At 65.9% G+C, this 22,669-nt stretch carries 17 protein-coding genes; 7 read left to right on the top strand and 10 right to left on the bottom strand.

Annotated elements, in window-relative coordinates; all coding sequences use genetic code 11:
- Window positions 1-30: 30 nt before the first annotated feature.
- From RM530_RS10365 to RM530_RS10350, 4 genes are all read left to right on the top strand, one after another.
- Window positions 31-1,170 carry an efflux RND transporter periplasmic adaptor subunit gene (locus RM530_RS10365; RefSeq protein WP_311365156.1) on the top strand — a complete coding sequence of 380 codons (1,140 nt, stop codon included), beginning with the start codon at window positions 31-33 and terminating at the stop codon, window positions 1,168-1,170.
- 16 nt (window positions 1,171-1,186) lie between these two features.
- On the top strand, window positions 1,187-4,405 hold the full coding sequence (locus RM530_RS10360; protein WP_311365155.1) for an efflux RND transporter permease subunit: 3,219 nt from the start codon (window positions 1,187-1,189) through the stop codon (window positions 4,403-4,405).
- Between the two features lie 250 nt (window positions 4,406-4,655).
- Window positions 4,656-7,745 carry an efflux RND transporter permease subunit gene (locus RM530_RS10355; RefSeq protein ID WP_311365154.1) on the top strand — a complete coding sequence of 1,030 codons (3,090 nt, stop codon included), beginning with the start codon at window positions 4,656-4,658 and terminating at the stop codon, window positions 7,743-7,745.
- On the top strand, window positions 7,745-8,071 hold the full coding sequence (locus RM530_RS10350; RefSeq protein WP_311365153.1) for a hypothetical protein: 327 nt from the start codon (window positions 7,745-7,747) through the stop codon (window positions 8,069-8,071). Before RM530_RS10355 ends, RM530_RS10350 begins: the two co-directional genes overlap by 1 nt.
- 83 nt (window positions 8,072-8,154) lie before the next feature.
- On the opposite strand, the gene rpoH is transcribed toward RM530_RS10350, so the two are convergent.
- From rpoH to thiD, 8 genes are all read right to left on the bottom strand, one after another.
- Window positions 8,155-9,021, bottom strand: a complete 867-nt coding sequence (gene rpoH, locus RM530_RS10345; RefSeq protein WP_311365152.1) for an RNA polymerase sigma factor RpoH — start codon at window positions 9,019-9,021, stop codon at window positions 8,155-8,157.
- Between the two features lie 111 nt (window positions 9,022-9,132).
- Window positions 9,133-10,107, bottom strand: coding sequence for a permease-like cell division protein FtsX (ftsX, locus tag RM530_RS10340; protein ID WP_311365151.1), 975 nt, complete (start codon window positions 10,105-10,107; stop codon window positions 9,133-9,135).
- Window positions 10,094-10,786 carry a cell division ATP-binding protein FtsE gene (gene ftsE, locus RM530_RS10335; RefSeq protein ID WP_311365198.1) on the bottom strand — a complete coding sequence of 231 codons (693 nt, stop codon included), beginning with the start codon at window positions 10,784-10,786 and terminating at the stop codon, window positions 10,094-10,096. The genes ftsX and ftsE overlap by 14 nt, the downstream gene beginning before the upstream one ends.
- A gap of 44 nt (window positions 10,787-10,830) precedes the next feature.
- Entirely contained in the window at window positions 10,831-11,760 is a 930-nt protein-coding gene (gene ftsY, locus RM530_RS10330) for a signal recognition particle-docking protein FtsY (RefSeq protein WP_311365150.1), read from the bottom strand.
- Window positions 11,761-11,787: 27 nt separating this feature from the next.
- Complete coding sequence (locus RM530_RS10325; protein ID WP_311365149.1) at window positions 11,788-13,833, bottom strand: VTT domain-containing protein; 2,046 nt, start codon at window positions 13,831-13,833, stop codon at window positions 11,788-11,790.
- A gap of 7 nt (window positions 13,834-13,840) precedes the next feature.
- Window positions 13,841-15,121 carry a glutamate-1-semialdehyde 2,1-aminomutase gene (gene hemL, locus RM530_RS10320; protein WP_311365148.1) on the bottom strand — a complete coding sequence of 427 codons (1,281 nt, stop codon included), beginning with the start codon at window positions 15,119-15,121 and terminating at the stop codon, window positions 13,841-13,843.
- Window positions 15,118-15,747 (bottom strand): thiamine phosphate synthase, encoded by a 630-nt coding sequence (thiE, locus tag RM530_RS10315; RefSeq protein WP_311365147.1) that lies wholly within the window; start codon window positions 15,745-15,747, stop codon window positions 15,118-15,120. Before thiE ends, hemL begins: the two co-directional genes overlap by 4 nt.
- Window positions 15,748-15,862: 115 nt before the next feature.
- Window positions 15,863-16,657, bottom strand: a complete 795-nt coding sequence (gene thiD, locus RM530_RS10310; protein WP_311365146.1) for a bifunctional hydroxymethylpyrimidine kinase/phosphomethylpyrimidine kinase — start codon at window positions 16,655-16,657, stop codon at window positions 15,863-15,865.
- A 450-nt stretch (window positions 16,658-17,107) separates the two neighbouring features.
- Here thiD and RM530_RS10305 point away from each other — a divergent pair, with 450 nt between their 5' ends.
- Window positions 17,108-17,842, top strand: a complete 735-nt coding sequence (locus tag RM530_RS10305) for a cyclic nucleotide-binding domain-containing protein (protein WP_311365145.1) — start codon at window positions 17,108-17,110, stop codon at window positions 17,840-17,842.
- Window positions 17,843-18,256: 414 nt separating this feature from the next.
- Here RM530_RS10305 and RM530_RS10300 read toward each other — a convergent pair whose 3' ends face one another.
- On the bottom strand, window positions 18,257-19,267 hold the full coding sequence (locus RM530_RS10300) for an AraC family transcriptional regulator (RefSeq protein ID WP_311365144.1): 1,011 nt from the start codon (window positions 19,265-19,267) through the stop codon (window positions 18,257-18,259).
- Between the two features lie 91 nt (window positions 19,268-19,358).
- Here RM530_RS10300 and RM530_RS10295 point away from each other — a divergent pair, with 91 nt between their 5' ends.
- Window positions 19,359-20,300 carry a sterol desaturase family protein gene (locus RM530_RS10295; RefSeq protein WP_311365143.1) on the top strand — a complete coding sequence of 314 codons (942 nt, stop codon included), beginning with the start codon at window positions 19,359-19,361 and terminating at the stop codon, window positions 20,298-20,300.
- Here the strand turns inward: RM530_RS10295 and rsgA are convergent.
- Window positions 20,297-21,334, bottom strand: coding sequence for a ribosome small subunit-dependent GTPase A (gene rsgA, locus RM530_RS10290; protein ID WP_311365142.1), 1,038 nt, complete (start codon window positions 21,332-21,334; stop codon window positions 20,297-20,299). The two genes, RM530_RS10295 and rsgA, sit on opposite strands and share 4 nt — an antisense overlap.
- Before the next feature lie 230 nt (window positions 21,335-21,564).
- Between rsgA and RM530_RS10285 the strand changes: the two genes are divergently transcribed.
- Window positions 21,565-22,254 (top strand): hypothetical protein, encoded by a 690-nt coding sequence (locus RM530_RS10285; protein ID WP_311365141.1) that lies wholly within the window; start codon window positions 21,565-21,567, stop codon window positions 22,252-22,254.
- Window positions 22,255-22,669 lie beyond the last annotated feature (415 nt).

The raw sequence follows: 22,669 nt of genomic DNA, 5'->3' as shown, positions 1-22,669 counted from the left end.
GCGCATCGTCACGGAACAAGTCACCACACAATGAATCATCGTCTGTTGTTCATCGGCCTGCTTGCAGCCGCATCGGTCTGTCTCGGCGCCTGTCACAAGGGCGGACCCGAGGAAGAAGCCGAAGAAGAGGTCGTCATCCCGGTCGAAACCGCGGCGGTCACGCGCGGTTCCATCGATGCCGCCTACCGTGGCACCACTACGCTGACCGCGCGCGAGCAGGCCGATGTGGTGGCCAAGGCCAGTGGGATCGTCGAACAGGTGCTGGTCGAGGAAGGCGATGCGGTCAGCGCGGGTCAGGTACTGGCGCGCCTGGAAACCGATCGTCTGCGACTGGAGGCCGAGCGCGCCCGCGCTGAAATGGATCGGCTCAAAAGCGATTTCAACCGCAATCATTCGGTCTACCAGCGCAATCTGATTTCACGCGAAGCCTACGAACAGACCAAGTTCCAGCTCGACGCTGCCACCGCAGCCTACGATCTGGCGCGCCTGTCGCTGCGCGAATCCGAAATCAAGGCGCCGATCGACGGCGTGGTGTCGTCGCGCCTGATCAAGATCGGCAATACCCTGCAAGCCAACGAGGTCGCGTTCACCGTGACCCAGCTCGACACGCTGGAGGCCGACGTCTTCGTTCCGGAGCGCGACATCTACAAGCTGGCCGCCGGTCAACCGGCGGTGCTGCGCGTCGACGCCTGGCCGAACGAGTCCTTCGAAGGGCACATCCAGCGCATCAATCCCGTGGTGGATCCGGGTACCGGCACCGTCGAGGTGACGGTCGCGATGAGGCCGGGGCAGAGCAAGCTCAAGCCCGGCATGTTCGGCCGTATCGAAATCCGCTATGACCGCCATGATCAGGCCACGCTGCTGCCCAAGGATGCGGTGCTGGACGAGGATGGTACGCAGTCGGTATTCGTGGTTGCGGACGGCAAGGCACGGCGCCGCGAAGTGACGCTGGGCTATGCCGACGCTGATTACTACGAAGTGCTGGAGGGACTGGATTCCGGCGATCAGGTGGTGGTAACCGGGCAAAGCAATCTCAAGGACGATGTGAGCATCAGCGTGGTCAACCTCAAGCCGGCGGCGACGGTCGAGGAGTCTTCGGAGAAACCGGGCGAGGATTCGAGCCAGGCCGATCCCGCAGTCGCGCAGAGCGACGCGCCGCGCAAGTCCTGATCGGGATTCCACGACGATGAACCTGATCCAGCTGTCGACGCGGCGGCCGGTCGCGATCAGCATGATGGCGCTTGCTGTGCTGCTGTTCGGTCTGGTGTCGCTGTCGCGCCTCGCGGTGACGCTGCTGCCGGACCTGAACTATCCGACGCTGACCGTGCGCACCGAACTGCCGGGCGCGGCACCGACCGAAGTCGAGACCCTGCTGTCCAAACCGATCGAAGAGGCCGTGGGCATCATTCGCGGCGTGCGTCAGGTGCGCTCGGTGTCGCGGCCCGGCCAGAGCGACGTGACCCTGGAGTTCAACTGGGGCACGCAGATGGACTACGCGGTTCTGGACGTGCGCGAGAAACTCGACACGCTGGAGCTGCCGGACGACGCCAAACGCCCGGTGGTGCTGCGCTTCGATCCCAGCGAAGACCCGATCGTGCGCGTCGGCCTGGCGTTCAGGCCGGCCGAGGATGGCGTGGCGCGCCCGCCGAACGAATCGCGGCTCAAGCGTCTGCGCCGCGTCGCCGAAGACCTGATCCAGAAGCCGATGGAAGGGGTGGACGGCGTTGCCGCGGTCAAGATCAGCGGCGGCCTGGAAGACGAGGTGCAGGTGCTGGTGGACCTGCGCAAGATGGCCAGCCTGAACCTGTCGCTGCAGGAGATCGGCGCGCGCCTGTCGGCGGAGAACGCCAACATCTCCGGTGGCCGCATCGACCAGGGCACCGCCAGCTATCTGGTGCGCACGCTCAACCAGTTCCAGAACCTCGACGAAATCCGCGACATCATCCTGTCCGCGCGCGCCGACCGCCCGGTCTATGTCAAAGACGTGGCCGAGGTTCGCAACGGCTACAAGGAACGCGAGGCGATCATCCGCATCGATGGCGAGGAAGCCGTGGAGATCGCGCTCTACAAGGAAGGCGACGGCAACACCGTGGATATCGCCGAGCGCGCGCTTGGCCGGCTCGAGGTGCTGCGCAAGTCGCTGCCCGAAAACCTGGAACTCAAGACGCTTTACGACCAGTCGATCTTCATCAAACAGTCGATCGACGGCGTCGCCAACGCGGCCTTGCTCGGCGGCATCCTCGCGATCTTCGTGCTGTACCTGTTCCTGCGCGATGCCTGGACCACGGCCATCGTTTCGATCGCGATCCCGGTCTCGGTGATCGCCACCTTCATGCTGATGTACGGCAATGGCCTGTCGCTGAACATCATGTCCCTGGGCGGCATCGCGCTGGCGATCGGCATGCTGGTCGACAACGCCATCGTGGTGCTGGAGAACATCGCCAGCAAACGCGAGCAGGGCATCGCGCCGATCGAAGCGGCGGAAACCGGCGCGCGCGAAATGGCCGGCGCCGTCACCGCCTCCACGCTGACCACGATCGCGGTGTTCTTTCCGATGGTGTTCGTCGAAGGCATCGCCGGCCAGCTGTTCTCGGATCAGGCGCTGGTCGTCACAGGTGCGCTGGTGGTCTCGCTGCTGGTGGCGATGACGCTGATCCCGATGCTGGCCTCGCGCGGTGCGCGGACCCAGCCGCCGGTCCCCGCGAGCCCGGTGGTGCGTGACCGTGGCCGCGCCCGCAATGGTCTCAGCCGCACTCGCTGGGCCCTGCTTGAAACGGTTCCTTCCTTGCTGCTGTGGCCGCTCGTCAATCTGTTTCGACTGATCGGCTTCGTATTCTCCCTGGCGATGCAACCGGCGGCGAAATTCTGGCAGCGAGGCTTCTTATCCTTGCAGGCTCGCTACACCGCCGCACTGGCCTGGGCCTTGCGCCGCCGGGCGGCGGTCGTCGTGCTGGCACTGGCGCTGTTCGGCCTCGCGGTCTATACCGGCACGCGTCTGGGCGTGGAGCTGATCCCGCCATTCAATCAGGGCGAGCTACAGGCCGAACTGACGCTGGCGCCCGGCACGCCGCTGGAATCCACGGACCGGCTGGTGCGCGAAATGTCGCGCTCGCTGATCGGCGATCCGCGCCTGGCCGCCAACTATTCGGTCGCCGGCACCGGCAACCGGCTCGACGCCAACGCCGAATCCGGCGGTGAGAATTTCGGCGTGCTCAACCTGGTGCTCAAACCCGAGGCCTTCGCCGACGAACCGGCACTGATCGAAGACCTGCGGCCGCGCTTGGCCGGTCAGGCCGGCATGAGCTACCGATTCACGCGACCGACCCTGTTCACGCTCAAGACGCCGCTGGAGATCGAGGTCAGCGGCTATGACCTCGACAGCATCGCCATCGCCTCCGAATCCCTGCGCAGCCGCATGCTCGCCTCCGATCGCTACATCGAGGTCGAGACCACGCTGCAGCCCGGCCACCCCGAGATCCAGATCCTGTTCGACCAGGAACGCGCGGCGCGGCTGGGTCTGGATACCGCCGATCTGGCCGATCGCGTGGTGGGCTCGGTGCAGGGCGAAATCGCCACGCGCTACCGCCTGGCCGATCGCGAGATCGACGTGCTGGTGCGTGGCCGTGAGCAGGACCGCAACAGCATCGCCGCGGTGCGCGATCTGATCGTCAATCCCGCATCCGAGCGCCCGCTGCCGCTGTCCGCGGTGGCCGACGTGCAGCTCAAGAGCGGGCCGTCCGAAATCCGTCGCTACGACCAGCAGCGTGTCGTCATTCTGTCGGCCGATATCGCCCACGGCGATCTCGGCGACGCCGTGATCGACCTGCAACGCATCATCGACAGCACGCCGATGCCGCGCGGCGTCAGCGCACTGGTGGCCGGCCAGAGCGAGGAGATGAAGGTCTCGTTCGAATCGCTGCGCTTCGCATTGTTGCTCGCGGTATTCCTGGTCTATCTGGTCATGGCCTCGCAGTTCGAGTCGCTGAAGCAGCCGTTCGTGATCCTGTTCACGATCCCGCTGGCGGCCATCGGCGCGATCGCCTCGCTGGCCATCGCCGGCCAGGTCATCAACGTGATCGCGATGATCGGCATGATCGTGCTCGCCGGCATCGTGGTGAACAATGGCATCGTGTTGATCGATCTGATCAACCGTCTGCGCAAAGAAGGCCGCAACAAGTTCGAGGCCGTGCTCGAAGCCGGTCCGGCGCGCCTGCGTCCGATCCTGATGACCACGCTGACCACGGTGCTGGGCCTGCTGCCGGTCGCGCTGTCCGGCGGTGAAGGCTCGGAAGTCAGTCGGCCGATGGCGATCGTGGTGGTCGGCGGCCTGCTGGTCGCGACGCTGCTGACGCTGTTCGTGATTCCGGTGCTGTACACGCTGTTCGAGCGGGAGCGTGCGGAGTGATGACGGCGCCGGCGAAGAATTCGGCCGCGCCATGTGGCCCGGGCAGCAACGAGCAAAGGCTTTTCTCCCTCTTCCTCCGGGAGAGGGCCGGGGTGAGGGCGCGCTGCGCTGATTCGTACCTCGAGCTTTCACCGGACGTGGCGCCCTCAGCCCCGGCCCCTGTCCCGGAGGAAGAGGGGGGCTTTTGTCTCGGGCGATCTGTGGGGATTTCGAGCACCATTGTCGCGCGGGATTTCGAGCGGCGCCTTCCATGAATCCCACCAGTCTGTCCCTGACCCGCCCGATCACCATCGCGATGGTCTTCGTGTGCATGAGCCTGCTCGGTGTCATCGGCAGCCAGAAGCTGCCGCTGGAGTCGATTCCGGACATCGAATTCCCGGCGATCTTCGTGTTCGTGCCGTACCGCAACTCCACGCCCGAGGATGTGGAGCGCCGCATCACGCGCCCGGTGGAAGAGGCGCTGGGTACCTTGCCCGGCGTGCGCAAGATGGAATCCGAATCGCGCGACGACGGCACCCAGGTCAATGTGTTCTTCGACTGGGGCGCGGACCTCGCGGCCAAGAGCGTGGAAGCACGCGACAAGATCGACGCGCTGCGCGACGACATGCCGCGCGATGTCGACCGCATCCAGATCTTCAAGTTTTCCGGTGCCGATCAGCCGATGCTGGTGCTGCGTATTTCGGCGGAGCGCGATCTTTCGAACTCCTATGAAATGCTGGAGCGCAACCTCAAGCGCCGCATCGAGCGCATCGAAGGCGTGTCGCGCGTGGACCTTTACGGCGTGCAGGCTCAGGAGGTTCGAGTGGAGCTGTCGGCCGAGCGAGTCGCGGCATTCGGTGTGGACCTGACGAGCCTGTCCACCTCTTTGCAGCGCGCCAATTTCTCGCTGACGGCCGGCGATCTGGTCGAGGCTGGCAAGCGCTATTACGTGAAACCGGAAGGACGCTTCGATTCGCTGGATGCGATTCGCAATGTGGTCATCGCGCCGAACGGGCTACGCCTCGGCGACGTCGCCGACGTGGTCTACGCCAAGCCGGACCTGCTGGAGGCCCGCCACCTCAATCGCCGTCAGGCAATCGGTCTGAACGTGGCCAAGGAGACCGGCTCCAATCTCGTGGCTGTCTCGGAGCGCGTCAGGGACGAGATCGAGGCGATCAAGCAGCTGCCGGAGATGCGTGGCATCAGCCTGATCGAGTTCACCGATCAGGCCAAGGAGGTCAAACAGTCGCTGGCGGACCTGATCAATGCCGGCCTGATCGGCGCACTGCTGTCGTTCGTGGTGCTGTACCTGTTCCTGCGCAATGCGCTGATGACCCTGGTGGTGACGCTGGCGGTGCCGCTGTCGCTGTTGATCACGCTGGCGGTGATGTACTTCACCGGCTTCACGCTCAACATCCTCACGCTGATGGGGCTGATGCTGTCGGTGGGCATGCTGGTCGACAACTCCGTGGTCGTCAGTGAATCGATCTTCCTGCAGCGTGCGCAGTCGCCGGGCGATGTTCGCGGTGCCACCCTGGCGGGTGTCAAAACCGTGGGCCTGGCCGTGGCGCTGGGCACGCTCACGTCCGCGATCGTGTTTCTGCCGAACATCGTCGGCCAGCAAACCCAGCTGACGATCTTCCTGTCGCATATCGCGGTCACGATCTGCGTATCGCTGGCGGCCTCCTTGATGGTCTCGGTGACCCTGATCCCGTTGCTGACCACAAAGATTCCGGTGACCCCCAACCAGGGCAGCCGCGCCGTCGACTGGCTGGCGCGACACTTCGCCCACTGGCTGGCCTGGACGCTGCGCCATCGCGGCTGGACCAGCCTGTTCATCCTGCTCACGGTGTTCAGCGTGGCGATTCCGGCAGCCGTGACCAAGATGGACATGTTCCCGAACGAAAGTTCGAGCCGCTTCGAGATGGACTACAACATCGACAACGTCTACGCGCTTTCGAAAATCGAGGAATCGGTCAATCGCATCGAGGCTTTCCTGTATGCGAACAAGCAGCGCTTCGAGATCGAATCGGTCTACAGCTACTACGCACAGGACCAGGCCCAGACCGTGGTCTATCTGCTGCAGGACGAGGATCAGCGCAGCAAGACCGGACAGCAGATCAAGGACGAAATCCGCGAAGAAATGCCGGAGATCGCGATCGGACGGCCCACGTTCGAGGAACAGCGTTCGGGCAGCAGTGGTGCGCTGGGCGTGCAGGTGTTCGGTGAATCCAGCGAGGGTCTGCATGAGGTTGCCGAGAACGTGACCGGCATCCTGCGTGGCGTGCCGCAGCTCAGGGATGTACGCCTCGACGCCGGTCCCCAATCCTGGGAAGTGCGCGTCAAGGTCGACCGCGAACGCGCCCATCAGAACGGACTGTCGAGCCAGCAGGTCGCGGAAGTCGTGGCCGGTGCGATGCGTGGCACCGAGCTGCGGCCGTACCGTTCCGCGAGTGGTGAGGTCGACATGCTGCTGGAATTCCGGCGCCGCGATCGCACCAATCTCGATGCGCTGATGCTGCTGCCGATCATCACGCCCGACGGCAATCGCATCGCGCTGTCGACGGTTGCGGACCTGTCGATCGGTGACGTGCCGGCCACGATCAAGCGCAGCGACCGCCGCACCGCGATGACCATCAATTTCGGCACGGCCGAAGGCGTGACCGCCGACGACGCGCGTGCCCTGGTCGACAACACCTTGTCCAAGCTGAGCTTTCCCGCCGGCTACAGCTGGGGCCATGGCCAGGCTTTCGACGACGAGGCGCGCGACCAGCAGACCATGATGGTGAACATGCTGCTCGCCATCATCTGCATCTATCTGGTGATGGCGGCGCTGTTCGAATCGGTGCTGGTGCCCTCCGCGATCATCAGCTGCATTCTGTTCTCGTACGTCGGCGTGTACTGGTTCTTCATGTTCACCGGCACCAGCTTCTCGTTCATGGCCATGATCGGGCTTCTGGTGCTGATGGGCGTCGTGGTCAACAACGGCATCGTGCTGGTGGATTACGTGAATCAGTTGCGCGCCCAGGGCTACTCGCGCGAGGACGCCCTGATCCAGGGCTCGCGCGACCGTCTGCGGCCGATTCTGATGACCGCCGGCACCACGATACTCGGCATGGTGCCGCTCGCGGTTTCGGACACCGCCGTGGCCGGCGACGGCCCGGCCTATTACCCGATGGCGCGCGCCGTGGTCGGCGGCCTCGGCTTTGCCACGATCGTCAGCCTGTTCATGCTGCCGACGATCTACCTGAACCTGGAGGATCTCGCTCACTGGGGCCAGCGCGTGCTGGCGCGGGCGCGCGGACAAATCACTTTTTCGGCGGCGCCGTCGGCGCCGACCGGACCACAGGAGAAACCATGATGGACGCCACCCTGAATCGGGACCGCGGCAGCGTCGTGCTCGGCGCGCTGTTGATGTTGATCTTGAGCGTACTGCTGTTCTGGCTGCCGGGCATCGGCTCGCTGATCGCCGGTATCGTCGGCGGCAAGGTTGCCGGCAGCGTGCTGCGCGGCCTTGCCGCGGCGATTCTGCCAAGCCTGCTGGTCGGCGCCGCGCTGTTCTTCGGCATCAGCCTGATCGGCCTGCCGATTGTTGGCCTGCTGGCGGGTGCCAGCACCAGCGTGATCTTCGTCGCCGGCAGCGGCATGCTGCTGCTGGGTGCGCTGATCGGCGGTTTGCTGGCCTGAGGTCGCCGGCGCGGAAGTCATCGCGGGGCCGCTACAAAAAAGCCCGGCGGTTGGCCGGGCTAGTCAAGAACGATCAGCGTCGCTCAGTGCTTTTCGATCGCCTTGCGCAGCTTCTTCATGGAGGCCGATTCGATCTGGCGAATCCGCTCTGCGGAAACCCCGTACTTGTCGGCGAGTTCCTGCAGGCCGGTCTTGTGCTCGTCGTTGAGCCAGCGGCTGTAGAGGATGTCGCGTGAGCGCTCGTCCAGACCGCCCAGCGCATCGCGCAACCGGTCTTCCTGATCGTCCTGCCACTCGGCATTGGCGATCGCGTCGAAGGGGTCGCGGTCATCGGCCAGCCAGTCCTCGGGTACGTAGGACTCCTCGCCATCCGCCGGCGTTGCGCTGAACGAGACGTCGGCGCCGGAGAGGCGCGATTCCATCGCCAGCACTTCCTCGGGCTTGACGTTGAGATCCTGCGCCACGGCCTCCACCTCGGCCTTGTTCATCCAGCCCAGACGGGTCTTGGCGCGGCGCAGGTTGAAGAACAGCTTGCGTTGCGCCTTGGTCGTGGCGACCTTGACGATGCGCCAGTTCTTGAGGATGAATTCGTGAATCTCGGCCTTGATCCAGTGCACCGCGAAGCTGATCAGACGCACGCCGACTTCCGGATCGTAGCGCTTGACCGCCTTCATCAGGCCGATATTGCCTTCCTGGATCAGATCGGCGAACTGCAGGCCGTAACCGAGGTAGCCGCGCGCGATGTGCACGACGTGACGCAGGTTCGCCATGATCAGGGTCTGCGCGGCGTCGAGGTTTTCCTCGTCGCGCAGCTCGCGGGCCAGACGCGTTTCGTCCTGCGCCGCCAGGACCGGAATCTGATTGACGGCGCCGATATAGGCGTCGAGGCTGCCGGTCAGCGGTACCAGCAGGTTCTGTTTAAGAGCCAATTGCGTGTTTGCTTGAGTCATCGATTTCGCACTCCCGTGAGCGCCCAGGGCAATGTTAGCACTCGATGGTTCGGACTGCTAAGGGCGGCAAAAGTTCCGGCCGATCGAATCCACAGGTCCACAGGTCCGTGTTCAGGTCGGCTCGATTTTCGACAGATGCCGGCTCACGGTCCAGAACGCACCCAGCCAACCCAGGGCGATACCGCCGCCCAGCACTGACAGCAGGCCGAGGAAGGACAGGCCGGCGACCCGATAGTCGCTATCGTACAGCCCGGATAGCCGCGCCGCCGGGTCGGCTACGGCGATCAGCGCAGCACTGATCAGGATCAGCGCGATCAGGCCGCCGCTCAGCCCGTACCAGAAGCCGGTATAGAGGAACGGCCGGCGAATGAATCCGTCGGGCGCGCCGACCAGCTTCATCACCACGATCTCGTCGCGCCGGTTCTCGATGTCCAGGCGGATGGTGTTGCCGACCACGACCACCACGGCGGCGGCCAGCAGGGCCGCCAGCAGCAGCACGCCGCGGCGTACGATCTCCAGGATCGCGTAGAGCCGCTGCAGCCATTGCTGGTCGAGCGTGGCCTGGTCGACCTCCGGCAGCTTGGCGAGACTGTCCACCAGCAGTTCGATGGTCGTCGGCGTCTGTTTCGGATCCGGAAACACCACGATCACGGCCGGCAGCGGATTGGTCTCCAGGATGTCCAGCGCTTCGCCGAAACCGGAATGCTCGCGGAACTGTGCCATCGCCTCGTCGCGCGAGATGTAGCGCACCTGATCGATACCGGGCCGCGTGCGCAGTTTCTGGCTCAGGGCCTGTGCCTGTGCATCGTCGACGTCCTCCCTGAGAAACAAGGAGGCCTGCAGACTGCGTTCCCAGCTGTGGCTGAGCGTGCCGAGGTTCTTGACCAGTAGATGCAGGCCGGCCGGCATCGCCAGCGTGATGCCGATCACCAAGGCCGTCAGGAAGGTGCCCAGCGGTTTGATCGACAACTGCCCCAGCGTGAACACCAGCACCTGGGCGTGGCCGTGCGCCAGCCGCGACAGCAGCGGCATGCGTGATTCGGAGCCGTCGCGCGGCGGTGCCGGCTTGCGCTTACGGCGAGACATGCAGGTCTCCATGCGACACGGGACCTTGTTCGGACAATCGCCCGTGCTCCAGGTGAATCAGCCGGTACGGCAGCTGCCGGATCAGGTCGATGGCGTGCGTCGCCACCAGCACCGAGACGCCGACCTCGTTGAAGCGCCGGAAGATGCCCATGATGTCCTGCGCCATTTCCGGGTCCAGGTTGCCGGTCGGTTCGTCGGCCAGCAGCAGATCGGGCTTGGCGACGATGGCGCGGGCGATGCCGACGCGCTGCTGTTCGCCGCCGGACAGGGTCAGCGGATAGACGCGCTCCTTGCCGAGCAGTTCCACTGCATCCAGGGCCGCGCGCACGCGCCGCGCGATGTCCTGATGGCGCCAGCCGCGGATCACCAGTGGCAGACCCACGTTGTCGAACACGGTGCGGTCGTGGAGCAGGTTGAAATTCTGGAAGATGATGCCGATGCGCTGGCGGTGGGTGGCGATGCGGCCGCCGCGTATCGTCGCGAGATCGGCGCCGCCGACGATCACCTGTCCGCTGCTCGGGCGCAGCATCGCCGCGACCGCCTTGAGCAGGGTGGACTTGCCGGCGCCGGAGGCGCCGGTCAGGAACGCCATCTCGCCGTGGGCCAGCGAGAACGACAGCCGCGAGAGCACGTCCTGGCCATTCTGGTAACGATGGCTGACGTCCTTGAATTCGATGATCGGGTCCACGCGCGGGCGTCCTTTGCCAAAGTGTCGCGGGCGGCTCAGTCGGTGTCGCCGACCAGCGCCTCGGCGAAAGCCTCGGCGTCGAACGGCACCAGATCGTCCACGCCTTCGCCGATTCCGATGAAGCGGATCGGCACCGACAGGCGCTTGGCGATCGCCAGCACGATACCGCCCTTGGCGGTGCCATCGAGCTTGGTCAGCGTCAGGCCGGTCAGACCGATCGCCTCGTGGAACTGCACCGCCTGCACCAGCGCGTTGCCGCCGGTGGTGGCGTCCACCACCAGCATGACCTCGTGCGGCGCGTAGGGGTCGTGCTTCTGCACCACGCGCTTGATCTTGCGCAGTTCGTCCATCAGATGGCCCTGCGTGTGCAGACGCCCGGCGGTGTCGACGATCACCAGATCCGATCCGCGCCGTTTGGCCGCTTCCACCGCGTCATAGATCACCGAGGCGGCATCCGCACCCTCACCCTGGGCGACGATCGGCACCTCGACGCGGTCGGCCCAGGACTTGAGCTGCTGCGTGGCGGCGGCGCGAAAGGTGTCTCCGGCCGCCAGCACCACGGACTGTCCCTGGTTCTTGTAGTGCCGTGCCAGCTTGCCGATCGTGGTGGTCTTGCCGACGCCGTTCACGCCGGCCACGAACAGGATGTACGGCTTGATGAATTCCGGAATTTCCAGCGGCTGCGAGACCGGCGCCAGCCATTCCACGATCAGCGACTTGAGCCGCGCGCGCAGCTGCGCCTCGTTGCGGATGCGGCTGGCACCGATGTCCGCCGATAGCCGTTCGCACAGCCAGGTGGTGGCCTCGACGCCCGCGTCCGCGGTGAGCAGGCGCGTTTCGATTTCTTCGATGGCGTCGGCGTCGAGCTTGTCGCTGGTGAACATACGGCCGAGGTCGTAGCTCAGCCAGGAGTCGCCGCGGTTGAGGCGTGCGCGCATTTTCGAGATGACGCTGGAATCACTCATTTGAAGTCATTTTCGGGTCGTTCCGAGTCAATTCGTATCATTTTCGTCGTCCCCATCTGTCTGCGGAGCCGGGTACAGCAGACGCACCGTGCCGCTCCAGCGTCCCGGATCGCGTTCGTAGGCGGGATGGACCACCAGGGTTTCGGCGAAGCCCGGCGGCGCCTGCAGGGCCAGCAGCGGCAAGTCGTGGTTCTGCAAGGTTACCGGGACTTGCAGCAGATAGACGAGTGTCGCGGCCGATTGCGTGGTCACGCCGCCGACCCACAGCGGCAGGCCATCCGCGCTCCAGCCGCTGGCCCACAGGCGCAGCACCGCTTCGCGCGGCGTCTGCTGCGGATCGTGCTCGCGGACGCGTGTCAGTACCAGATCGGGGTGACGGCCGTTGTGAATCTGCGGCAGCACCGGCAAATCCGACAGCAGCGTTTCCGAAGCCAGCATGCGCAACGCGGTGACCGGCGTCAGATGCACCGGTTCACGCCAGTCTGCGGCCAGCAGGGCGCTGCGGATGTCGCCAAGCTGGCCTCGCCATTGCAGGTTCAGCGGCTGGCTGTGATGGTTGGCGATGTCGCCGCGGTAGGCCGGCAGTTCGCCGAAGCCGCCGCGCAACCAGTGCTGGGCGCTCATCTGCTGCTGCGGCAGGCCCGGCAGACCTGGCGCATGCGCGCGCAGCGGCGCGAACAGTACCACCGCCACCACGAAGCTCACGAACACCGGCATGAAGAAGCGCCGCCCCGGCACCCGGCGCGCGTTGTGGCGGCGATACCCCACCGCCAGCACCAGCGTCCACAGCAGGCCGATCGCCACCGCGAACGCCGCCGTCGAGAACCATTGCAGGCCGAGATACAGCTGGCTGGCCGTGATCAGGCCGACCATCGTCACCGCGATACCGTAGTAGCGCGTGCGGGTGCGGTCGCTGCGGCCGACCGACAGCAGCACCGGAATCAGGCCGTAGACCACCGTGGTCAGGATCAGATCGCTGCCGAGAAAGCGACTGTGCGCGGCGCCTTCCCCATAGAACTGCGCCGGTTCGGCGATCTGTACGCCGGCGTAGAGGCCAAGCGCGATCACCGCACCGAAGGCCACGCCGGCCGCCAGATGGGCGGCGGCGCGACCCTGGCGCAGCCACAGCAGCGCCAGAAAGGCGGCGGCGGCGCAGACCAGCATCACCGGCACATCGCCCAGCACCGTGATCCACGAGGCGGCGATGCGGCCCCAGGGCGCATGCAGGTCCGACAGCGTCTGGTAGACGATCGCGTCGATCGGCTGCGGGTGGCCGCGCAGCAGCAGCCAGATCAGTCCGAGACCGAGCCAGCCGGCGATCAGGAACAGCCCGGCCAGGATCAGCAGTGCCGGCGTTTCAGGCTGGTCGGGATCGGCCAGCCAGGCACCGAGGCGGCCGAGGCGGCGGTGCCGGCCGCTCCAGCGCAGCAGCCACACCACCCAGACTTCGGCATGGTGCTGTGCGTATCGCGCCACGATCCGCGTCAGGAACAGCAGCATCCACACCAGCGCGAAGGCGAACGCCAGCAGCAGCGCGAAGCGCGTCGCGATCTCCGCCGCCAGATGCAGCGAGGCGCCGACGGCGATGCCCGGAAACGTGAAGGCGATGGCCCAGACGAAGCAGGCCACGACATCCCACAGCATGAACGTCAGCAGACGCATACCGGAGGCCGCGGCTACGGCCGGTACCAGCGGACGGATCAGCCCGATCAGACGGCCCAGGATGATGCCCTTGGCGCCGTGACGGTAGAAAAGGCGGCGCGTCGAGCCGATCGACTCGCGATACCGCTCGGCAAAATTCGTGCTCAGGATGCGCTTTCCGTAACGCGCGCCGATGGCGAAGTTCAGCAGATCGCCGAGCATCGCGCCGATCGCCGCGCAAACCAGCGCCGGCCACAGATCCAGGGCATTGAGCGCGATCAGCGCGCCCGCGCCGAACAGGATCACCGGGCTCGGAAACAGGAAGCCAAGCAGGAACAGGGCGTCGGCGAACGACACCGCGACGATGATCAGCAGCGCCCACGACGGGTGCTGCGCGACCCAGTCCAGCAGTGGCTGAACCCAGTCGAACAAGGCCGGTCTAGGCCAGTTTGTGGAAGGCGGCCGAGGCCGCGGCGAGGGTCGCGCGCAGTTCGGCGTCACCATGTACGGCGGAGACGAAACCGGCTTCGTAGGCCGAGGGCGCCAGCGACACGCCGGCCTCCAGCATCGCGTGGAAGAAGCGGTTGAACGCCGTCAGGTCGCAGGCCGTCACCGCCTTGAAGTCGGTCGGAATCGTCTCCGCGAAATACAGTCCGAACATCGAACCCAGGTGCTGTGCGGAGAACGGCACGCCGGCGGCGCGTGCGGCGCCGCGCAGGCCGGTGATGAGCCGTTCGGTGTAGTCGTCGAGCCGCGCGTACAGCGCCGGGTCGTCGAGCTTGCGCAAGCTGGCCAGGCCGGCCGCCATCGCCAGCGGATTGCCGGACAGGGTGCCGGCCTGATAAACCGGCCCGACCGGCGCCAGCTTCTGCATGATGTCGCGGCGGCCACCGAAGGCGCCGACCGGCAGGCCGCCGCCGAGAATCTTGCCGAGCGTGGTCAGGTGTGGCCGCAGGCCATACAGACCCTGCGCGCCACCCGGATGCACGCGAAAGCCGGTCATCACCTCGTCGAGGATCAGCAGGGCGCCGTGGCGTTCGCACAGGTCCATCAGGCCTTGCAGGAATCCCGGCGCCGGCAGCACCATGTTCATGTTGCCGGCAATCGGCTCGACGATCACGCAGGCGATTGCGTCCGGCTGCGCCTGGAACAGGGCCTCCACACTGGCAAGGTCGTTGTAGTCGGCGGTATGGGTGTGGCGTACGAACTCCGCCGGTACGCCCGGCGAACTCGGTACGCCGAAAGTCAGCGCGCCCGAGCCGGCCTTCACCAGCAGGCTGTCGCCGTGTCCGTGGTAGCAGCCTTCGAACTTGATGATGCCGTCGCGGCCGGTGTAGCCGCGCGCCAGGCGGATCGCGGACATCGTGGCCTCGGTGCCGGAACTGCACATCCGCACCTGCTCCATCGACGGCACGCGCTGGCACAGCAGCTCCGCCATTTCGATTTCGAGTTCGGTCGGGGCGCCGAAGCTGACGCCGGTCTCGGCTTGGTCGCGGATAGCCGCCACCACGTCCGGATCGCCGTGGCCGAGGATCATCGGCCCCCAGGAGCCGATGTAGTCGATGTACTCGCGGCCGTCGGCGTCGACCACATAGGCGCCGTGCGCCCGCTCGATAAAGCGCGGCGTGCCGCCCACGGACTTGAACGCCCGCACCGGGGAATTGACGCCGCCCGGCGTGGTCTTCTGGGCGCGCTCGAACAGGATTTCGGACTGGCTCATGTCGGATCCTTGAAGAGTTTCAGATAAGCGCGCGCGGCGGCCTCGATGTCAGGCGCCGCGAACACGCCGTCGACTGCCGCGATCAGATCGGCGCCGCGTGCGCGCAGCGGGCCGGCATTATCGGCCGTGAGGCCGCCGATGACACAGATCGGCAGCGCCAGTGCGGCGCGGGCGGCGTCCAGCAGTTCCAGCGATGCGGGCGGTGCGTCCGGTTTGGTCCTGGATGCAAAGAAGCGGCCGAACGCCACATAGCTGGCGCCTTCGGCGGCCGCCGCCTGGGCGCGCTCCAGACTGCCCGAGCAACTGCGACCGATGATTGCGCGTGGGCCTAGGCGCAGGCGCGCATTGCGGATCGCGCCGTCGCTGGCGCCCAGGTGTACGCCATCGGCGCCGCTGCGCAGGGCCAGCTCGGTGTCGTCATTGATGATCAGCGCGGCGCCGGCCTCGTGGCACAGGCGCCGCAAACGCTTGGCGCGTTCCTCACGCTGATCGGTGCTGGCGCGCTTGTCGCGATACTGGATCAGGCGGGCGCCACCGGCGAGCGCGGCGGCCACCGCCGAAACCAGCCGCTGCGGGTCTTCGCAGACCGCCTCGGAGGTGACTGCGTACAGGCCTGACAGGGACATGGGAGGCAATGCCGGGAAACGGGTGCACAGCCTAGCAGTCTGTCGGGCCTAGGGGGCCGTAGCGATGGGCCGAAGCCGCAGTCGATCGTCCAGAGTCCGACGGACTGCTGGCCGATCAGGCGCGCGGACGTCCTCGACGTGCGCCGTGCCAACGGTTCGGAATCGCGCGACCGCTGCCGATGACCAATCGTGCGGCGAGGGCGCCCTGTACGAAGCGCTGCGCGCGCACTAGCGCCTGCTCCAGCACATCACCTTGCGCCAGCCGCGCGGCGATGGCCGAGGCCAGGGTGCAGCCGGCACCGTGGAAGCCCACCGGTTCGCGCGGCCATTCGAAACGCTGCGGCGCGCCGTCGCGACGATGCCAGGTGTTGATCACGGTCTCGCCGGCTTCGTCGCCGCCGGTGACCAGCACATTGGCGCAGCCGTCGGCCACCAGCGCCGCGCCAGCCGCGTCTGCGTCGGCCAGGCCGGTCAGCGCGCGCGCTTCGGATGCGTTCGGGGTGATCAGCGTCGCGGCCGGCAGCAATTCGCGGCGCAGGGCCTGTGCCGTTTCGTCCTGCGCCAGCACGCCGCCACCGCCGGCGCGCAGCACCGGATCGACCACCGCCGGTACGCCCCGCCCGAGAATCAGCCGGGCGATGAGTACGGCCTGTTCGGGCGAACCGACCAGGCCCACCTTGATCGCCTGCGGCGGACAGTCGGCGCAGACGCGTTCGATCTGTTGCGCCAACCAGTCCAGGGAGACGGCCTGCACGGCGTAGACCTCGGCGCTGTCCTGCACGGTGAGGCTGCTCAGCACCGACAGCGGGTGCGCGCCCATCGCGCCGCAGGCTTCGATGTCGGCCTGAATGCCGGCGCCGCCGCTGGGATCGTGCCCCGAAATGCACAACAAGCGCGCGGGATATTTCATTGGGCGTCGTAGCTTCTTCAATTCACGTGGATTTCCGGTGCATGCCCCGAAACGGGGCGGGCTTGCTGTTTATGCACAGCGCTGCGAGCTGCTGGGGTGCGCGGTGCATAAATCAGCGGCGGCCCTTCTGAAAGTCAGATAAGTTCGTGCAAGTATATGAATTAAAATAAATATGTCGGAGTGGTTACAAAATGATCGCCAGCCCAAAAATGCCCTGATTTCCGCCCTTGAAGGCCCGCGTGCAGAAGTTCCTAACAAACTTATCCACAGCTTCTGTGTGTATGCCGGGTATTCCCTTGGATACCCGGAGCTTAGCGCCGAAAGCTCAGGTAAACGGATGGCTGTCACATTCGGCCGCACCGAAGGGATGCGGTGCTGTGCTAGCTTAGCCGACGCGAGTGCGGCGACGGGCCGCACAGACTCCTGCCAACGGCGCCCGGGGGCGATGTGGTGAGCGAATACTGGGTTCATCTCGGCTACGTATTCATGCTGATCGCCTTGCTGGCGCGCGACGTATTGTGGCTGCGTTCGATCCTGGTTCTGGCGCAGGGCAGTATCTGCGCCTATGCCTGGGGCCAGGATCTGGTCGGCATGGCGTGCTGGAACGCCGCCTTCGTGGTCATCAATGCGATCTGGGCGCTGTTGATCCTGCGCGAGCGGCAGGCCGCCGCGCTGCCGGCGGAACTGCAAGCGATCCATGCCCGCCATTTTTCAGCGATGACGCCACGCGAATTCCTGCGCTTCTGGGCGATGGGCGGCCCCGACCAGGTTCGCGACGCGCGGCTGGTGCCGGCCGGTGTGCATCCGCACGCTCTGCTGTTCCTGGTATCGGGGCAGGCGCGCGTGTCACGCCAGGGTCTGGAACTGGCGCGACTGCCCCAGGGCAGTTTCGTCGCCGAAATGAGTCTGCTTACCGGGCAGTCCACCTCGGCGGATGTGGACGCGATCGGTGCTGTTGATGTGCGCAGCTGGTCCGCCGAACAGCTGGCTGGCCTGCGCAGCTCGCGACCTGCGCTGTGGATCAAGCTGCAAAGCGTGCTCGGGCTCGATCTGGTGGAAAAACTCAAGCGTGCCGCTCCGGTGAACGCAACAGCGGCCGACATCGGTTCGGATCGCCATCCGGAGCCGGTGGGTGAGGATGTCGAACTCGACCCCGCCAGCGGGTCCAGCGTCAGCCCGGTCTGACGGGCCTGCGTCTGGGTGGCCCGTTCGTGCTGCGCACCGTCGAACCCCAGCCGGAGACCTTCGCCGGTCGCCAACTGATCCGCACCGGACGCTTCGGAAAACGCCTGTTGCTGGGCTCGAGGGCGGTCTATGCCAGCAACGAGGCCAATTGCCAATTACTGCGCGCGTTGCCAGAGCGAAGGGCGCCTGCTCGCCGATCGCGCACTGTCGCGGCTGCTGCATGACGGTTGGCCGAAGGCGCTTGGGGACGATTGAGCGCGGCGGCAGCTTTTGGTCTCGCACAAAGCCGCGAAGCTAAAAGCGACTCAAAGCGAACAGGCGGGCAGGGGAACGGGCATGCCGCAGGAGATTCATCCTGCGGGGTATTGCTTTCTCCCTTTGCGCGAGATAAAGCGAGTCCAGGCCCCGGAGAAATCAGCGCGCTCGACTCGGTGCCATTCCGGTCCAGCGCCGGTACGCGCGCGTGAACGCGCTTTGCTCGGAATAGCCCAGCAGGTAGGCGATCTCCGCCAGGGACTTCTTCGGGTCCGTCAGGTAGCGCTCGGCGTGGCGGCGGCGCACGTCATCCAGCACGCTTTGATAGCGGATGCCGAGTTCATCGAGGCGGCGCTGCAAGGTGCGTGGGCTCAGGCCCAGGGGCCGCGCATTGTCACGCAGTGTGGTGCGGCCGGCGGCCAGACCGCGTGAGATGACATGGCGCAGGGCGGGCAGCGGCTCCGGTTCGTGCGCGATTTCGGACAGCAGTGCGCGCGCCTGTGCATCCATCAGCGCATTGAGTTCCGCGTCGGCCTGCACGATCGGCAGTTGCAGCCAGTCGGCCGGAAAGCGCAGCCCGGTGAAGGCGGCGCCGAACACCGGTTCGCAGCGCAGGATTTCGCGATGTCCCTGTGGATTCGGCGGCGGCGGGTCGGCGAACAGGACTTCGCAGGACAGGTGTTCGCGGCCGAGCAGCCAGCGCGCGTAGTTGACCCAGCCGGCCAGCGAGGATTGCGCCAGCACCGGCGGCGGATGCGCGTCGAACGGCGCGCGCCAATGCAGCTCCGCCGACTCGCCGCGAAGGACCAAGCGGGTTTCGCTGACCTCGCCGACGATCTTCTCGTAGTGTTCCAGGCGATCGATCGCCTCGGACAGCGTGGCGCAGCTCATCGCCACATAGCCCAGCAAGCCGTAGTGGCGCGGTTTGATCGCCGCGCCCACGCGCAGGGCCAGATCCGGATCGCCGGTGACGGCGATGGCACGCTCGAACATGCGCACCCAATCGGCCAGCGGCATGCGGGCGCGGGCATCGGTGTCCTCGACGGCCGCCAGCTGGCGCGCGTCGAACAGCTTGGCAGGATCGAACTCGTGCTCGCGCAGGTAGTCCAGCAGCGAGCGTGCGTACAGCGGCGAAACCTGGGCCCGATAGTGGGGAGCAAGGTCGTTCATGACGTGATTTGTCAAACGAAATCGGCTTGGCGTCAAGACCCGGTGCCCGACATGGCGGACAATCACGAACTCGCCCGCAGGAGAAACGGGGATGGATTTTCTGACTGCGCGACTGCCGCAACCACTCAGCGAGTGGTTGGCGACGGTCCATTTCGAACAATGGTTTCTGCTGCTGTTGGCGCCGGTGTTCCTGGCGACGATCGTGCTGGAGTTTGTCTGGTGGCGCCGCCGCGGGCGCAATGTCTACGTGTGGCGCGACAGCTTCAACAACGCCGTGCTGGCATTGTCCCACCAAGCCAGCGATGCGTTTGCCTGGAGTCTGCTGCTGGGCCTGTTCTACGCCGTCTGGCGGCACCGCCTGTTCGAGATTCCGTTCAACCTGGCGAGCGTGATCCTGCTCTATGTGCTGCAGGATTTCCTTTATTACTGGTTTCACCGCGCCAGCCATCGCATCCGCTGGATGTGGGCCTCGCATGTGGTGCATCACTCGCAGGAATCACTGAACCTGTCGACCGCCTTCCGTCAGAGCCTGACCTACCCGATTTCCGGAATGTGGGTGTTCTGGCTGCCGCTGGCCTGGATCGGCTTCAAGCCGGAGCACATCGTGCTGTGCGTGGCGGTCAATCTGGCCTACCAGTTCTTCGTGCATACCGAAGCCGTGAACAAGCTGCCACGGCCACTGGAGTGGCTGTTCAACACGCCCTCGCACCATCGCGTGCACCACGCGCGCAATCCGCAGTACATCGATCGCAACTACGCCGGCGTGCTGGTGATCTGGGACCGGCTGTTCGGCAGCTTCGTGCCGGAAGACCCGGCCGATCCCTGCGACTATGGCATTACCCGTCAGCTCAAAACACGCAATCCGATCCGCATGATGTTCCACGAGTGGATCGATCTGTTCCGCGACGTCGCGCGGCCCGGTCCGCTGTGGCTGCGCACCAAGCATCTGTGGGCGCCGCCGGAATGGCAGCGCGAGAACTCCGCCGTGCAGACTGCGAGTCGCGCGTCGGTTCAGGCCAGCCGTACGCGTTAACGCGAGCGGCTGCTGCGCCCGCGCGCGCCTCGACCGGCGTGCTTGTCACCTGGTCGCTGGCCCGTCAGCGTGTCGGAGCGTGTGCGCTCCAACTCGCGCAGCAGCGCGTGGTAATGCGTCAGCCGAACCGCGCCCACCGCCTCGCGCACTGCGCAGCCGGGTTCCTGATCATGCCGACAGTTCGCGAAACGGCAGTTCTGCGCCAGCACCGCCACATCATCGAAGCCCGCGTCCTTCAGGGTTTCCGCGCCGGTCAGGCGCAGGCCGCGCATGCCCGGCGTGTCGATCAGACAACCGCCGCCCGGCAGGCGGTACATGGATCGCGCCGTCGTGGTGTGGCGGCCGCGACCGTCGTAGGCGCGTGTGGCCTGGGTGAGCTGATCCGAGCCCGCCAGCGCATTGGTCAGCGTGGACTTGCCCACGCCGGACGAGCCCAGCAAGACCAGCGTGCGGCCTGGCGCCGCGTAGCGCCGCAGTTCATTCACGGCCTCGGCGCTGCGGGCGTTGATCGCATGCACCGGCACCTCATCGCCGACCATGGCCTGAATCCCGGCCTGGCGCTGCTCCGCCTCGTCGCATTGATCACGTTTGCTCAGCACCACCACCGGGGACACGCCGCCGCGCCGCACCAGCATCAGATAGCGTTGCAGACGGTGGGGCGCCCAGTCGCCGTCCAGACCCATCACCAGCAAGGCCAGATCGATATGCGCCGCCACCACCTGTGTGCCGCCTTCCTTGGACGGACGGCTGATCAAGCCGCGACGCGGCAGATGCAGGCGCAACATGTTCTCGGTGTCGAGACCCGCCCAATCACCGACCGCCAAGGCATCGCCATCGGACTTCAATTGCGCCAGATAGCTGGAGTACAGCGTCGCGTCGATCAGCTGTTCGCCGTCATCCACGCGCGCCTGGCTGCGCTGTGGCTCCACCACGCGCACCAGCCGCAACTCGGGCCGGCCCAGTGCCAGCGCGTCCCGCCGCACCGCCTCGTTCAGGCCCAGCGCCCCTAGTGCGGAATCGGAACTCAGTTGCATCGGGTGTCAGGCATAAGCGGGCGCGCAGAGCGGATTGGCGATCACTGTACAGCCTGCGCGCTGCGCCCCACCATGTGCCCGGCCTTACAGCGCCCCGAAAACCAATGGATAGCCATCCGGCCTGCGCCTTGCCTTGGCAGCACCCAAGTGACGCTGCTGATTGGGTTTTTCGGAGGAACCGGCGCAGGATTTGCATGATCGAAGCTGTCGATGACGCAGGAGTCCGAACGATGCAATCGCCCGATTTCGCACGCTTTGACATCCAGAGCCTGGCGCCCGCCGATCTGATCTTTCTGTTCGAACGCTTCCCGGCGTCGAACGTGGATGCGGTGGAAGCCGCGCGCCGGGTCATCGAACAGCCCAGTACACTGGAATCCCTGCTCGAATCGCGATTCGTGGTCAAGGCCGTGCTCGAACCGGACCCGGCCAGCCTGTCCGTTTCTCCGCGGCTGTTCTTCAATGTCTTGCTGCGTCACTGCCTGCCGGGCCGCCGCGAGGCGGCCGAACGCGAAGCCCTCAACTATCTCGCCAACGTGCTCGCACTGTTCGTCCGTACGGACCGGCTCTATCGCGTGCAAGCCGGAGACGGCCAGGCCCACGAATATCTGGTTGACCTGGTCGCTGAAGCCGCTGATGCCAATCCGGAACGACAGTTCCTGGTCTGCACCCACATCGGCAACTACGCGATGTTCCTGTCCGGCGTGTGCGCGCCGTGGATCGAGCATCGCCGCCGCTTTCGCCGCCGCCCGCTATCGCTGGACTATTACCGCGGCATGGGTCGCAGCTACTACGCCAGCGCCGCCCGCCATCCCCGAGCTCAGGACCTGCACCTGCGCGGCGTCTTCGGGCAACTCTCGCAGCGTTTCGACTACTACCGCAGCGGCCTGGAACGCCTGTCCCGACGCGCCTGGGCCGCCTGATTGCGGCGCTCCAGGCGGGCCTCCGCGAAGCCGCAGGAGGCGGTGGCGGTGGATTGGTGCGATATCAGCGATATCAGGGGGACGAGCACTTTCCGGGCCGTCACCTGAAGTTCCGTCCCTTCCCAATCGGTTGGAACGGCGGCGCCCAAGCCCTGTCTTGTTGTCGGAATCGTTCCGGAACCTGCCAGCTGACGGGTCTCTACGGCGATCCGAGCCACACGGCGTGATTGCTTCGGCAGTTCATCGCCGGACAAACCGGCGAATGGCACGGAGATTGAAGGTTCCTTGCCTCGTCGATCACCTGTTTGAGCGGAAAGCTCGCGGTGGGGTGAGCTGACATGATTGGGAAGATCAAGAAGCGTGGGCGGTCGTTGCTCGTATGCTCAGATCTTGTCAGGCGTGACCCCGCAAACGG

Source organism: Banduia mediterranea (assembly GCF_031846245.1).
GTDB classification, from domain to species: domain Bacteria; phylum Pseudomonadota; class Gammaproteobacteria; order Nevskiales; family Nevskiaceae; genus Banduia; species Banduia mediterranea.
The sequence above is the reverse complement of the archived record's forward strand: the minus strand, read 5'-3'. Positions and strand labels throughout refer to the sequence as shown.